General features: G+C 71.1%; 11 protein-coding genes. 9 read left to right on the top strand and 2 right to left on the bottom strand.

What is annotated here, in order from left to right:
- Positions 1-67 precede the first annotated feature (67 nt).
- Positions 68-268 (bottom strand): type II toxin-antitoxin system VapB family antitoxin, encoded by a 201-nt coding sequence (locus V4Y04_RS36390; protein ID WP_332432537.1) that lies wholly within the window; start codon positions 266-268, stop codon positions 68-70.
- A gap of 277 nt (positions 269-545) precedes the next feature.
- On the opposite strand from V4Y04_RS36390, the gene V4Y04_RS36385 reads away from it, so the two are divergent.
- A complete protein-coding gene (locus V4Y04_RS36385; RefSeq protein ID WP_332432536.1) occupies positions 546-4850 on the top strand; it encodes a GH92 family glycosyl hydrolase in 4305 nt (1434 codons plus the stop codon).
- Between the two features lie 132 nt (positions 4851-4982).
- Here the strand turns inward: V4Y04_RS36385 and V4Y04_RS36380 are convergent, their stop codons facing one another.
- A complete protein-coding gene (locus tag V4Y04_RS36380) occupies positions 4983-5366 on the bottom strand; it encodes a hypothetical protein (RefSeq protein ID WP_332432535.1) in 384 nt (127 codons plus the stop codon).
- Positions 5367-5652: 286 nt separating this feature from the next.
- On the opposite strand from V4Y04_RS36380, the gene V4Y04_RS36375 reads away from it, so the two are divergent.
- The 8 genes from V4Y04_RS36375 (at position 5653) to V4Y04_RS36340 (ending at position 14260) form a co-directional block, all read left to right on the top strand.
- Positions 5653-7368, top strand: coding sequence for a hydrogenase maturation protein (locus tag V4Y04_RS36375; RefSeq protein ID WP_332432534.1), 1716 nt, complete (start codon positions 5653-5655; stop codon positions 7366-7368).
- A gap of 53 nt (positions 7369-7421) precedes the next feature.
- A complete protein-coding gene (locus tag V4Y04_RS36370; protein WP_332432533.1) occupies positions 7422-8510 on the top strand; it encodes a hydrogenase expression protein HypE in 1089 nt (362 codons plus the stop codon).
- An 82-nt stretch (positions 8511-8592) separates the two neighbouring features.
- Entirely contained in the window at positions 8593-10374 is a 1782-nt protein-coding gene (locus tag V4Y04_RS36365) for a nickel-dependent hydrogenase large subunit (RefSeq protein WP_332432532.1), read from the top strand.
- Positions 10371-10946: a hypothetical protein gene (locus V4Y04_RS36360; protein ID WP_332432531.1), complete on the top strand. Its 576-nt coding sequence runs from the start codon at positions 10371-10373 to the stop codon at positions 10944-10946. Before V4Y04_RS36365 ends, V4Y04_RS36360 begins: the two co-directional genes overlap by 4 nt.
- Positions 10943-11608, top strand: a complete 666-nt coding sequence (locus V4Y04_RS36355) for a DUF5947 family protein (protein ID WP_332432530.1) — start codon at positions 10943-10945, stop codon at positions 11606-11608. The genes V4Y04_RS36360 and V4Y04_RS36355 overlap by 4 nt, the downstream gene beginning before the upstream one ends.
- Positions 11605-12243 (top strand): DUF6084 family protein, encoded by a 639-nt coding sequence (locus V4Y04_RS36350; RefSeq protein ID WP_332432529.1) that lies wholly within the window; start codon positions 11605-11607, stop codon positions 12241-12243. The genes V4Y04_RS36355 and V4Y04_RS36350 overlap by 4 nt, the downstream gene beginning before the upstream one ends.
- Entirely contained in the window at positions 12240-13751 is a 1512-nt protein-coding gene (locus V4Y04_RS36345) for a hypothetical protein (RefSeq protein WP_332432528.1), read from the top strand. Before V4Y04_RS36350 ends, V4Y04_RS36345 begins: the two co-directional genes overlap by 4 nt.
- Entirely contained in the window at positions 13748-14260 is a 513-nt protein-coding gene (locus tag V4Y04_RS36340) for a hydrogenase maturation protease (protein WP_332432527.1), read from the top strand. The genes V4Y04_RS36345 and V4Y04_RS36340 overlap by 4 nt, the downstream gene beginning before the upstream one ends.
- The last annotated feature ends 25 nt before the right edge of the window (positions 14261-14285 follow it).

The following is a 14285-nucleotide window of genomic DNA, read 5'->3' as shown; positions in this document are numbered from 1 at the left end:
GAAGCCCGGCGCACTGCGACGAGTTCCGGTGGTGCGGGGCCCTGGGGACGGGGCCCCGCACCCGGGGTCAGCCCTGCGGCTCCTGGGGCTTGGCGTCCGTCTCGTGCAGGTTCCGGTCCGTGAGTTCGGTGCGTGCCTCCGTACGGTGGCCGCGGGCGATGTAGTCCCGCACCACGACCTCGACGGCGTCCTGGGGCGACCCGACTCCGGCCAGGACCATGACTTCCACGACGAGTTCGGCGTCGAGTGTGACGGTGACCTTGGCCATGGCGCTCTCCTGACGGCGTCGGGCTCCGCGTGGCCCGGATCGCCGAACTCTACAAGGCGGGTTCGTCGCCGTACACGCGGACGCATGGCTCCCTGTACGACTTCCCCGCTCTTCGGGGCATGCGCGTGTCACTTCTCCCGGTGTTCATTTGGTCTTTCCCGAGGGCTTCCCTCCTGCGTACCGCGGGAGTTGAACTGTAGGCACGTGATCCGCAGTGGTTTCGGAAACCACACGGACAACGTTGTCACATCCACCGAGAGCAGAGGCGACCCCCGCCATGTGGAAGTCCGACAGGCCGAATCCACCGACGCCCCCGCCGGGGCGCCGCAGACTCCTGGCCACCCTTGTGGCCCTCGGCACGCTCGTGACCGGGCTGGTTCCCGCGTCCGGTGCCGCCGCCCAGGGGCGTGAGGTCGCCGCTTTCGACGCCGTCGACCCGTTCATCGGCACCGAGCTGGACCCCACGCAGAACAAGGGGAACAGCGCGTACGGGAACACCTGGCCGGGTGCCACGGTGCCGTTCGGCATGGTGCAGTCCTCCCCCACCACCTACCGCTCCTCGGACGGCGACCAGAAGGGGGGCTACGAGTACACCGCTGACAAGATCCGCGGCTTCGGCATGACCCGGCTCTCCGGAACGGGCTGCGAAGGACGCTACAGCGGCTTCGACTTCCCGGTGCTGCCCTACACCGGCGAACTCCCCGACGGCTCACTGCCGTCCAGCCCGGCCGGGTCGATCACCGACTACTACGTGGGCTTCGACCACGACGGTGAGAAGGCGGACCCCGGCTACTACTCGGTGGACCTCGCCAACGGTGTGGAGACCGAACTGACCGCCACCACGCGCACCGCGGTGAGCCGGTACGACTTCCCCTCCGACGGTTCCTCGACGCTGCTGTTCGACGTGGCCGGTTCCAACAACCGGGTCTTCGGCAGCGAGGTGAACGTCGAGGGCAGGACCGTCAGCGGGTGGGTGGAGACCGCCTCGGTGTGCGACGAGGGCGGACGCTACCGGGCGTACTTCTCGACCACGTTCGACCGGCCCGTGAAGGCCCACGGCACCTGGCAGGGCGACAAGACACGGCCGGGCACGGACAGCGCCTCCGGTGGCGACACCAAGCACGGGGCTGGCGCCTACCTGGTCTTCGACCGCGGGGCGAAGGTCACCGCGAAGACCGGCCTCAGCTACGTCAGCGTCGCGAACGCGGCCCACAACGCGGCCACCGAGACCCGCGGCAAGGGTTTCGACCAGGTGCGCGCGCAGTCCGCGCGGGTGTGGCGGGACGCGCTGGGCACGGTCGACGCCGCCGGGGGCAGCCGTGAGGAACGGGTGAAGTTCTACACCGCTCTCTACCACGCGCTGCTGCACCCGAATGTCTTCGACGATGTGAACGGCCAGTACCGGGGCTACGACGGAAAGGTGCACCGCGTCACCGAGGGCCGTCACCACTACGTCACTTACGCGGGCTGGGACATCTACCGCAGCCAGGCCCAGCTGATCGCCCTGCTGTTCCCGAAGGTCGGCAGCGACATCAACCAGTCGATCACCGACATGGTGCGCCAGACCGGCAGTTGGCCCAACTGGCCGCACCTCAACCAGGCGCAGCAGAAGATGAGCGGCGACTCGCTGCAGTCCGTCGTCGCCTCCATCGACGCCTTCGGATCCACCGACTACGACCGGCGGGCCGCACTCGGCCTGATGAGGTCCACGCAGGACCTGCCCGCCGACTCGACGCTGCGCCGGCACGCCTACCAGTACGCGACGGCCGGTTTCATCGAGAACCGCAAGGGCGACTCCGCGACGTCGAAGACGCTCGAGTACGCCGTCGACGACTTCGGTATCGCCCAGCTCGCCGAGCGCCTCGGTGACCGGGCGACGTACGACCGGTACATGGTGCGGGCGCAGAACTGGCAGAACGTGTTCGACGACGCCAGTGACCACATCCGGCCCCGGGAACGGACGGGATTCGACCGCGGCTTCGGCCTGGGTGAGCGGGGCAACCAGTTCGAGCAGGCCACCGGTTACCAGTACGGCTGGATGGTGCCGCACAACGTGGGCGGGCTCATCGACAAGCGCGGCGGCATCGAGGCCACCACCAAGGCCCTGGACGACCACACCCGCGTTCTCGACGCGGGCGTGTACAACACCTCCGGCGCCTATCTGAGCAACCAGCCCAGCTTCACGATGCCGTTCGTCTACAACTGGCTGCGGCAGCCGCACCGTACGGCGGACGTGCTGCGGCGGGCCGTGGACGAGATGTACGGCACGAGTCCGCGGGGTCTGCCGGGCAACGACGACCTCGGCTCGCTGAGCAGTTGGTACGTCTGGGCCGGCATCGGTCTCTTCCCCGCCGTGCCGGGCACCTCCGAACTGGTCGTCAGCGGGCCCATGTTCGACCGGGTCACCATCGACAGCGCCGACAGCAGGCGGAGGATCACGCTGAAGTCGCCCGGCGGCGACGAGGCGCACTACGTGAAGTCGCTGAAGGTGAACGGCCGGGCCACCACCCGGACCTGGGTCGACGGGCGCTTCACCCGTGAGGGCGGCACGCTCGACTTCCGCATGGCGCGGACGCCCGGCGCCTGGGGTACCGGCGCCGCCGACGTCCCCCCGTCGTACGCGGACGGCTCCGACGCCCGCAACAACATCGGCATCACCCCGGACGGCCGGGGCAATCTCGGTTCGCTGGACCTGAGCGACAACTCGCTGTCGCGGGAGCGGCTGGCCGAGGCCGGGGCCGCGCCGGGCGCCACGCTGCCGCTCGGTGACACGGGCGTCGAGTTCACCTGGCCCGACACCGGACCCGGACAGCCCGACAACTGGATTCCGCACGGCCAGCGCATCGAGCTGGGCGGCGCCCGGGCCACCGGTGTCTCCTTCCTCGGTCTCGCCACCAACGGGCCGGCGCAGGGCACCGCGGTCGTCGAGTACACCGACGGCTCCACGCAGTCGGTGCCGGTGCAGTTCACCGACTGGACGCCGGGGACGGACCACCGGTTCGGCAACGAGCCCCTGGTGACCACCACGGGACGCAACCGGGCCTCGGGCGGTGCCGACACCGTGGAGACCAAGGTCTTCGCCACGCGGCCCCGGCTGCTGGATCCGGCGAAGCGGGTCGCCGCCGTCGTGCTGCCGCAGGGCAGCGACCGCGGTGTCATGCACGTGTTCGACGTCGCGCTCACCGACAAGCCGGACCTGGACGTTCCCGGTTCGGCTCCGGAGCGCATCGTCCTGACGCCGACCGAGAAGCCGGAGAGCTCACAGGCCGTCACCTGGAGCACGGCCGCCGCCCTGACCTCGGGCGAGGTACGGATCCGCGAGGCCGGCGGCGAGCGGTGGCGGACCGTGCCCGCACGTGCCAACGAGGAGCTGACCGCGGGCGGCGAGCAGGTGCGGACGCACTCCGCGGTCATCGACGGTCTGTCACCCGGCACCGAGTACGAGTACCGGGTGGGCACGGGCGACCGGTTCAGTCCCGCCCACCGGTTCACGACGGCGCGCCCGGCGGGCGAGGAGTTCACCTTCCTCTACTTCGGTGACGCGCAGAACGAGCTGTCGTCGAAGTGGGCGCCGGTGGTGAAGCAGGCCTACGACCGCTATCCGGACGCCGTGGGCAGTGTCAACGCGGGTGACCTGGTCAACACCTCGGGCAACGACAGCGAGTGGCGCGACTGGTTCGGCGCGATGGACGGCTACAGCCAGACGACCAACGTCATCGCCGCGCCCGGCAATCACGAGTACGCGGGCGACACCTTCCTGAAGAAGTGGAAGTCGACGTTCGAGTACCCGGGCAACGGTCCGGGCGGCACCCCGGCCCGCGACGACAGTCCCGCCGAACGGCAGCGGGCGGCGTACGAGACGCACATGGCCGAGGCCCTCGCCGAGACCGCGTACTTCACCGACTACCAGGGGGTGCGGTTCCTCTCCCTCAACGCCAGCACGGGTGACGCGCGCCGGCTGATGACCCCGGACGACCTGCCGGCGTGCACGGAGAACTGCCCCGATCCCGAGAATCTCTGGCTGGACATGCAGGGCCGCTGGCTGGACGCGGCCGTCGAGGACAACCCGGGCAAGTGGGCGGTGGCGGTCTTCCACCAGCCGGTCTTCTCCGGTGCCGAGGGCCGCGACGAGAAGGCGGTGCGCGACGCCTGGCTCCCCGTGTTCCAGAGCAGCGGCATCGACCTGGTGCTGATGGGCCACGACCACGTGTACGCCCGCGGGTTCGCCGACGAGGACGCCACCGGCACGCCCGGCGTGACGACCGGGCCCGTCTACACGGTGGCCGTCTCGGGGCCGAAGTACTACGAACTCGCCCCCGCGGAGGACAACGTGTGGACCCGCAACGGCGCGACGCAGGTGGTCCGCGCCGGTCACACCTCCACGTTCCAGGGGATCCGGGTCACGAAGGACCGGCTCCACTACGAGGCTGTCGTCGCGGCCAAGTGGGACGACCGGTCGACCACCGACAAGAAGGTCGGCGAGGTGCTGGACTCGTTCACCGTCACCAAGTACGACGACGGCACGAAGTACGTGACCGAGGCGGGGATGCCGGTGCCGCCCGCACCGGCGGCCGGGCGCTGAGGGCCGGCGCCACCGCGTCCCGCGACGGCCGACGAGGCAGCCGGCCCGTGCCCCGGGGCTCAGACCCGGGGCACGGGCCGGCCACGCGGCACGGGCCCGGCGGCCCCGCCGGGCCCGTGCGCCCGCCGTCCGTCAGCCCGGCCGGTGTCCGGTATCGGAGTCGTCGGGGTCGACCCCGGTGAAGGCGTCCTCGTCCTTCGTGCCGCTGGGGCGCCCGGAGCGGCCCCGGCGACCGGTGTCCCGCATGCCCTTCTCCTCCTCCGCGCCGTACTCCTCACCGCGTCGAGCGTCACTGCCCACGACGTCACCGGGGACCGGGCTGCGCTCCTCCTTGGCGCGCTTGCGGCCCGGTCCGCGCGAGGGGGCGTGTTCCTCCGTGTGGAAGGACCGGTGAGCGCTCGGGTTCTCCTGCTGCCGTGTCTCGTCGACGTCCGGGGACCAGCCGTGGTGCTCGGTCCCCTTGTGACGGCTCGGCCCGCCACCGGAGGGTTTCGGCGATTTGCGCTCCTTGGCCATGTCTCGGCCCACCTGTCCACTGTCGTAGTCGTAGGCGGCACGTCTCCTGAGTGCCCAGAACAGTAAAAGTCTCCCACTCGCTCCCATCGCAGGCATATCGGGTGGGCTCCGGGAGGTGGTCCCGACGTGAGCGCGCGAGCCCGGCAGCCCTCTGCCACGTGGCGGGAGCGGTCACTCTGTCGAGTGAGGAGCGGGATTCATGTCGACGCTCGCGCCCCGCCATGGCCGACGATCGCAGACATCCGGTCGCCTCACCTGACGGCCGCGGTACCCCGGAAGGGTCGTCATGCGCATCCTGCTCATCGCCAGCGCGTACAACAGCCTCACTCAGCGCGTGCACGCCGAGTTGCACGACCGTGGACACACCGTGGCCGTGGAGGTGACGCCCGGGGGCCCGGACGTGGTCACCGCCGTCGGCCGGCACGAACCCGACCTGATCGTGGCGCCCATGCTGAGGACGGTCGTCCCGCGAGAGGTGTGGACGGCCAGGACCTGTCTGATCGTCCACCCCGGGCCCGTCGGGGACCGCGGACCGTCGTCCCTGGACTGGGCGGTCCACGAGGACGCCCGGGAATGGGGGGTCACGGTCCTCCAGGCCGAGGAGGAGATGGACGCGGGGCCCGTCTGGGCCACGGCGACCTTTCCCGTGCCGCGGGTGGGCAAGAGCGATCTGTACCGCAACGAGCTGTCCGACGCGGCGCTCGACGCGGTACTGACGGCGGTCGAGCGGTTCGCGTCCGGCACCTACACCCCCCTCGACCAGCGCACCCTGCCGAGCATGCCGGGGGCCCGGACCCGCCCCCCGATGCGCCAGGAGACACGCCGTATCGCGTGGGCCGACGATGCGACCGGGGCGGTCCTGCGCAAACTGCGCGCCGCCGACTCCCAGCCCGGTGTCCTGGACGAGCTGCTCGGCGGGGAGTGGTTCCTGCACGGCGGCCATGCCGAGTACGGCCTGCGCGGGCGTCCGGGGGAGCTGCTGGCGACCCGGGCGGGTGCGATCTGCCGGGCCACGACGGACGGCGCGGTCTGGATTCCCGAACTGCGGGCCCGTACCGGTGCCGGCGCACCGAGGGCCTGCAAGCTGCCCGCCGCCCGCGCCCTGGCCGGACGGCTGCCGCGACTGCCGGAGCTGCCCGCTCCCGTACTGCCCTGCGCGGACGACGCCGGCTGGTCGGACATCCGCTACCGGGAGGAGGGACCGGTGGGAGTGCTGTCCTTCTCGTTCCCCAGCGGAGCCATGTCCACCGACCACTGCCGACGCCTGCTGGACGCCTACCGGGCGGCCTGTGACCGGCCCACCGCCGTGCTGGTGCTGGGCGGCGCCCGCGACTTCTTCTCCAACGGGATCCACCTCGGCGTCATCGAGGCTGCTGTGGACCCCGCCGCGGAGTCCTGGGCCAACATCAACGCCATGGACGACCTCGTCGAGGCCGTCCTGCACACCACGGACCGTCTCGTCGTCGGCGCGATCGGCGGCAACGCCGCGGCCGGCGGCGTCATGCTGGCGCTGGCCGCCGACGAGGTGTGGTGCCGCTCCGGCTCCGTGCTCAACCCGCACTACCGGCGCATGGGCCTGTACGGCTCCGAGTACTGGACGTACAGCCTGCCGCGCCGGGTCGGCGCCGCGACGGCCGAGCGGCTGACCCGGGAGGCGCTGCCGGTCAGCGGCGCCTCGGCCCGGGACATCGGCCTGGCCGACCGGTTGATCGAGTGCCCACCCGCCCGTTTCACCGCCGAGGTCACCCGGCTGGCCCAACGCTGGGCGGGCTCCCCCGGGGCGCAGTCACGCCTCGCCGCGAAGAAGGCGGAGCACGAGCGCCGGGCGGCCGTCACCCCTCTGGCGGCGGTGCGCGAGCGGGAACTCGCCTGCATGCGCAGAATTTTCCTCGACCCCGACGCGCCGTACCACGCGCTGCGCCGGGCGTTCGTGCGCAAGGAATCGGTTCCTGCCGGCCCGGCCGCCACGCGTGCGGTGGCGGGCGAGCGGGTCGACGCTTAGCAAGGAACCGGGCCGATCAACCGGCTCTGCCGTATTCCTCCCAGGAGGCGTTGATGAACGCAGCAACCCCGGCCACCAGCGAGGAGCCGGAGACGTCCGGCGCGGTCGGCACGGACGAGAAACCGATCCACATCCTCTGGATCAACGCCGGGCTGAGTTGCGACGGCGACTCGGTCGCCCTGACGGCGGCCATGCAGCCCAGCATCGAGGAGATCGCCCTGGGCGCCCTGCCCGGACTGCCGAAGATCGCCGTGCACTGGCCGCTCATCGACTTCGAGTGCGGGCCGGTCGGTGGCGCGGACACGTTCATCGAATGGTTCTTCAAGGGGGAGCGCGGCGAGATCGACCCGTTCGTCCTCGTGATCGAGGGATCCATCCCGAACGAGTCGATCAAGAAGGAGGGTTACTGGTGCGGCTTCGGGGACAACCCCGAGACGGGCCAGCCCATCACCACCAGTGAATGGATCGACCGGCTCGCTCCGAAGGCGCTGGCGGTCGTGGCCATCGGCACCTGCGCGACCTACGGCGGCATCCACGCCATGGCGGGGAACCCGACCGGCGCGATGGGTGTGCCCGACTACCTGGGCTGGGACTGGAAGTCCCAGGCGGGCATTCCGATCGTCTGCGTGCCGGGCTGTCCCATCCAGCCCGACAACTTCGCCGAGACCCTCACGTACCTGCTCTACCAGGCCGCCGGATCCGCACCGATGATCCCGTTGGACGACAAGCTCCGCCCGACCTGGCTGTTCGGGGCCACCGTGCACGAGGGATGCGACCGCGCCGGCTACTACGAGCAGGGCGATTTCGCCACCTCCTACGACTCCCCCAAGTGCTCGGTGAAGCTCGGCTGCTGGGGGCCCGTCGTGAAGTGCAACGTGCCCAAGCGCGGCTGGATGAACGGCATCGGCGGCTGCCCGAACGTGGGCGGTATCTGCATCGCCTGCACCATGCCGGGCTTCCCCGACAAGTTCATGCCGTTCATGGACGAGCCCCCCGGCGCCAAGCTCTCCAGCACGGCCAGCGGCGCCTACGGGGCGGTCGTCCGCAAGCTGCGCAGCATCACCGCGCGGACCGTGGACAAGGAGCCCAAGTGGCGGCACACGGGCCGGAAGATCACCACCGGCTACCGGCCGCCGTGGTGAGCGCCCCTCCCCCGCTCCCCCGCCCCGCCTGACACGAAGACCCGCTCACCGACCCGACCGACCGAAGGGCAGTACCGACACAATGGCGACCTCGACGACGACCGGTGACGGCACCGGCCTGGTGGAGATGGCGTGGGACCCGATCACCCGGATCGTGGGCAGTCTCGGCATCCACACGAAGATCGACTTCAAGCAGAAGCGGGTCGCCGAGTGCTACAGCACCTCGTCGGTCTTCCGCGGCTACAGCGTCTTCATGCGCGGCAAGGACCCGCGCGACGCCCACTTCATCACCAGCCGTATCTGCGGCATCTGCGGCGACAACCACGCCACCTGCTCGGTGTACGCGCAGAACATGGCGTACGGGGTGAAGCCGCCGCACCTCGGTGAGTGGATCATCAACCTCGGCGAGTCCGCGGAGTACATGTTCGACCACAACATCTTCCAGGAGAACCTGGTGGGGGTCGACTACTGCGAGAAGATGGTCCGCGAGACCAATCCGGGGGTGCTCGAACTCGCCGAGCGCACCGAGGCGCCGCACGCGGGCGAGCACGGCTACCGCACCATCGCCGACATCATGCGCTCGCTCAACCCGCTGGAGGGCGAGTTCTACCGGGAGGCGCTGCAGGTCAGCCGGTACACGCGGGAGATGTTCTGTCTCATGGAGGGCCGCCATGTGCACCCCTCCACGCTGTACCCGGGCGGCGTCGGCACCATCGGTTCGGTCCAGCTGTTCACGGACTACATGAGCCGCCTGATGCGCTACGTCGAGTTCATGAAGCGGGTCGTGCCGCTCCACGACGACCTGTTCGACTTCTTCTACGAGGCGCTGCCCGGCTACGAGGAGGTCGGCCGTCGGCGCGTGCTGCTCGGCTGCTGGGGCGCGCTCAACGACCCCGAGTACTGCGACTTCACCTACGCCAACATGACGGACTGGGGGCGTCGCATGTTCGTGACCCCCGGCGTGATCGTGGACGGCAAGCTGGTCACCAACGACCTCACCGAGATCAACCTCGGCATCCGCATCCTGCTGGGCAGCTCGTACTACGAGGACTGGGCGGGGCAGGAGCAGTTCGTCACCCACGACCCGCTCGGCAACCCGGTCGACCCGCGCCACCCGTGGAACCAGCACACCATCCCCGCACCTCAGAAGCGGAACTTCGACGACAAGTACAGCTGGGTGATGTCGCCCCGCTGGTTCGACGGCAAGGACCACCTGCCGCTCGACACCGGCGGCGGCCCTCTCGCCCGCCTGTGGTCCACGGCCCTGTCGGGGCTGGTCGACATCGGGTACGTCAAGGCGACCGGCCACAGTGTCGTCATCAACCTGCCCCGCACGCTCACCAAGCCGGAGACCACCTTCGAGTGGAAGATCCCGCAGTGGAGCAACGCGCTGGAGCGCAACCGTGCCCGCACCTACTTCCAGGCCTACGCCGCCGCCGTCGCCCTGCACTGCGCGGAGAAGGGCCTCGCGGAGGTGCGCGCCGGACGCACCCAGACCTGGGAGAAGTTCGAGGTGCCGGACGAGTCCATCGGCGTCGGCTTCACCGAGGCCGTGCGCGGTGTCCTCTCCCACCACATGGTCATCCGGGACGGGAAGATCGCCAACTACCACCCGTACCCGCCGACGCCGTGGAACGCGTCCACCCGTGACAGCTACGGCACCCCCGGCCCGTACGAGGACGCGGTGCAGAACACGCCGATCTTCGAGGAGAACACCCCCGAGAACTTCAAGGGCATCGACATCATGCGCGCCGTGCGCAGCTTCGACCCGTGTCTGCCGTGCGGCGTCCACATGTACGTCGGCGACGGCAGGACCGTGAAGTCGATGCACGTGCCCACCGGCCTGAGCGGTCTGGCCGGATGAGCGGGGTGCGGGGCGGAACGGACGCGGAGACGGCCGGGCGGACGGTCGAGGAGATCCTCGACCGTCTCGCCGCCGGCGGCGACCGCGCGGCGTGCGAGGCCGCCGAGGAACTCGTGCGGGTCCTCATGGAGTTCTACGGGGCGGGGTTCTCCCGCGCCCTGGACCTGCTCGGACGTGATCCGGACAAGCCGGTCCGGGAAGCGTGGGACGCCCTCCTCGGTGACGAACTCGTCTCGAGCCTTCTGGTCCTGCACGGGCTGCACCCGGACGACGTCGCCACCCGCGTCACGCGGGCGCTGAAAGCGGTCCAGCATCCCGTGGAGAGTGCCGGATTCGACGCGGCCACGGGCGAGTTGCGGCTGCGGCTCACCGGATCGGGCGGCGGCTGCGGCAGTACCCGTGAGGCCGTCGAGCAGGCGGCGCGGGACGTCCTCGCCTGCTACGCGCCGGAGGTGACCGCGGTGGTGCTGGAGGCGGACACGGAACGCGAACCGGTCCTCCTCCAGATCGGTGCGGGCCCGCCGGGCCCGTCCGGTCCGAACGGCCGGTCGCCGGCCACCACCGCGTCGTGAGCGCGCTGTCGGCCGGACCGGAACGATCCCGGCAACCTTCCACGCCCCGGGGCCTGTTCCGTTTCGCCGGGCCCCGCCCGCCCCGCGAGGAACGCTGTGAGCTGTGCGCGGTGCCGCTGCCCGACGAGCGTCACCGGCACCTCGTGGACGTCGAGAACCGTGCCCTGGCCTGCGCCTGCGGCCCCTGCGCCCAGCTCCTGGACCGTACGGGCGCGTCGACGGGCCGCTTCCGCACCGTTCCCAGCCGCTGCCTCAGCGACCCGGAGCACCGCTTCGACGAGCAGACCTGGGAGCGGCTGCGCATCCCCGTCGGCGTCGTCTTCTTCTTCCGCAACTCCGCGCTCGACCGCCTGGTCGCGCTCTATCCGAGCCCGGCCGGAGCGACCGAGAGCGAACTGGAGACGGATTCCTGGCAGTCCGTCCTGGACGGCTCCCCCCTGGCCGGACTCCTCGAACCCGACGTGGAGGCACTGCTGCTGCGCCGTCATCAGGGGCGAGTGGAGTGCTACCTGGTGCCGGTCGACATCTGCTACGAACTGGTGGGCCGCATGCGACTGACGTGGCAGGGCTTCGACGGGGGCGCGGAGGCGCGGGCCGAGCTGGACGCCTTCTTCGCCCGGGTGCGGGACCGGGCCCGTGCGTTCGGGGGTGACCGGTCGTGACCGGGTTCACCTTCGCGTGCACCGGTGTGCGCGCCGATCAGTACGCCGCGGGCCCCACACTCGTGTTCCGGCTGCGCATCACCGCCTCGCCGGGCACCCGGGTCCACGCGCTGGCACTGCGCTGCCAGATCCGCATCGAGCCCGCGCGCCGGGGCTACGGCGACGCGGAGGCCGAGGCACTGGCCGACCTGTTCGGGGAACGCTCCCGCTGGGGCAGCAGCCTCCACCCCGTGCAGTTCGCCCAGGTGCCCGTGATGGTCCAGGGCTTCACCGGCGAGACGGAGACCGACCTGGTGGTGCCCTGCACCTACGACATGGACATCGCCTCCTCCCGCTACTTCCACGCGCTGGAGGAGGGGGAGGTCCCGCTGCTGATGCTGTTCTCCGGTACGGCCTTCACCGGCGCCGGCGGCTTTCAGGTCGAGCCCGTCCCCTGGGACCAGGAGGCCACGTTCCGGATGCCGGTGAAGACCTGGCAGGAGATGGTCGAGCAGCATTTCCCGGGCTCGGGCTGGATCCGTCTGCCCCGGGACGCCATGGACGCGCTGCTCGCCCACCGGTCGCGGCAGGCGCTGCCGTCGTGGCAGGCGACCGTCGAGCACCTGCTGCACGCGGCCGGGGGGAGCACACCGTGACCACGACGACGTTCACCTCCCGGGCCGAGGCCCGGCTGGCGGTGGCACGCCACGTCGCCGACGCCGTGCTGTTCGAGGGGTACGTGCTCTACCCGTACCGTGCCTCGGCGGCCAAGAACCGGCTGCGCTGGCAGTTCGGCGTGCTCGTGCCGCCGTCCTGGACGGCGGCCGCCGCGGAGCACGACGCCCAGCACACCGAAGTGCTGATGGAACCCCGTCGGGGCGCGACCCTCGCCGTCGAGGTGCGCTTCCTGCACGCCCAGCGGCGCACGGTCCAGCGCGCCCTGCCGGACGGCGGTTTCGAGACCGTACGCGAACTGCCCCTGGACGACCGGGTGCTGGTGCCGTGGGACGAGGGCCGCGAGGAGCGGGTCCGCCTGGCCGTCGATGTGGACGAACTGACAGGGACCGCCGCCGTCGTGCCCTTCGCCCGTCCGGCGGCCGAGGAGACCGAGCCCGTCACGGACGCCACGGGGGCGGTCGTGGGACGGCTGGTGCGGCGCCGTGAGGAGATCGACGGAGTCCTGCGCCTGTCGGCGATCCCGCTGGAGGGACCGTATGCCACGCAACGGCTGCGGGTGGTCGTGGAGAACACCAGCGACTGGCTGCCCGAGGACGGTGCCGGCCGCGATGCGGCACTGCCCCGTTCCCTGGTCGCCGCCCATACACTGCTGCATCTGGACTCCGGGCAGTTCCTGTCGCTGACGGACCCGCCCCAGTGGGCCACGGGCGCCGTCGCGGCCTGCCGCAATCTGCGCACCTGGCCCGTACTGGCCGGTGAGCCGGGCTCACGTGACCTGGTGCTCTCCTCTCCGATCATCCTGGAGGACCATCCGGCCATCGCCCCGGAGAGCCCCGGCCCTCTGTACGACGCCACGGAGATCGACGAGATCCTCGCGCTGCGCACCGCCGCCCTCACCGACGAGGAGAAGCGCGAGGCCAGAGGCACCGACGACCGGGCGGCAGCGGTGATCGACCTCACCGACTCGATGCCGGCGGAGATGCTGGAGCGACTGCACGGCGCGGTACGGAGCCTGCGCGAGGTCACCACGCCCGGGGTGCCCGCGCTGCGGTCGCCGGCGCCGGACGTACCGGGGTTCGGCGACGGCGCCGGGGCGTCCGGTGTCTTCCGGGAGGACGGCTTCGTCCGGCAGGACACACCCTGGTGGGATCCGGGTGCGGACGCCTCCGTGGATCCCGCCCGTGATCACGTGCTGGTCGACGGACGGGAGGTGCGGGCGGGCAGCCGCGTCGTGCTGCGGCCCGGGTCGCGCCACTCCGACGCCCAGGACCTGTTCGTCGCCGGCCGGCGCGCCCTGGTCGAGGCGGTCCTGCATGATGTCGACGGCGGCGTGCACATCGCGGTCACCCTCGAGGACGACCCCGGCGCCGACATCCGCCGCGAACAGGGCCGGTATCTCTACTTCCAGCCCGACGAGGTCGACGTCGTGGACGTCGTGGACGTCGTGGACGTCGTGGACGTCGTGGACCGCGAGGAGACCTCGTGACCAGCGGCCCGGCACCCCGTCCGCGCACCCTGGTCGCCGGGGTGGGCAACATCTTCCTCGGCGACGACGGCTTCGGGGTGGAGGTTGCCCGCCGGCTGACCGAACAGGGGTGCCCCGCGGGCGTCGAAGTCGCCGACATCGGCATCCGCGGCGTCCATCTGGCGTACCAGCTCCTCGACGGCTACGACACGCTGATCCTCCTCGACGCGACGGCACGCGGAGGGGAGCCCGGAACCCTGTACCTGATCGACGCCGCGGAGCCCGCGGGCCGGCGGCCACCGGACGGTGTCGCCCTGGACGGCCACCGGATGTCGCCCGACGCCGTACTGGCCCTGCTGGACACCCTGTGCGCGGGCACCGGAGCGGCGCCACCGCGGCGCACCCTGGTGATCGGCTGCGAACCCGCGACCGTCGAGGAGGGCATCGGCCTCAGCCCGCCGGTGGCCGCCGCCGTACCCGGGGCGGTGCGCATGGTCGGCGAACTGCTCCGGGACGAAGCCGTCGTCTGACCCTCACTCCACGTCGTACGACCGA

This window comes from Streptomyces sp. P9-A2 (genome assembly GCF_036634175.1).
Lineage (GTDB): Bacteria > Actinomycetota > Actinomycetes > Streptomycetales > Streptomycetaceae > Streptomyces > Streptomyces pratens.
Note: the sequence above shows the minus strand (reverse complement) of the source record. Positions and strands in the feature narration are given on the sequence as shown.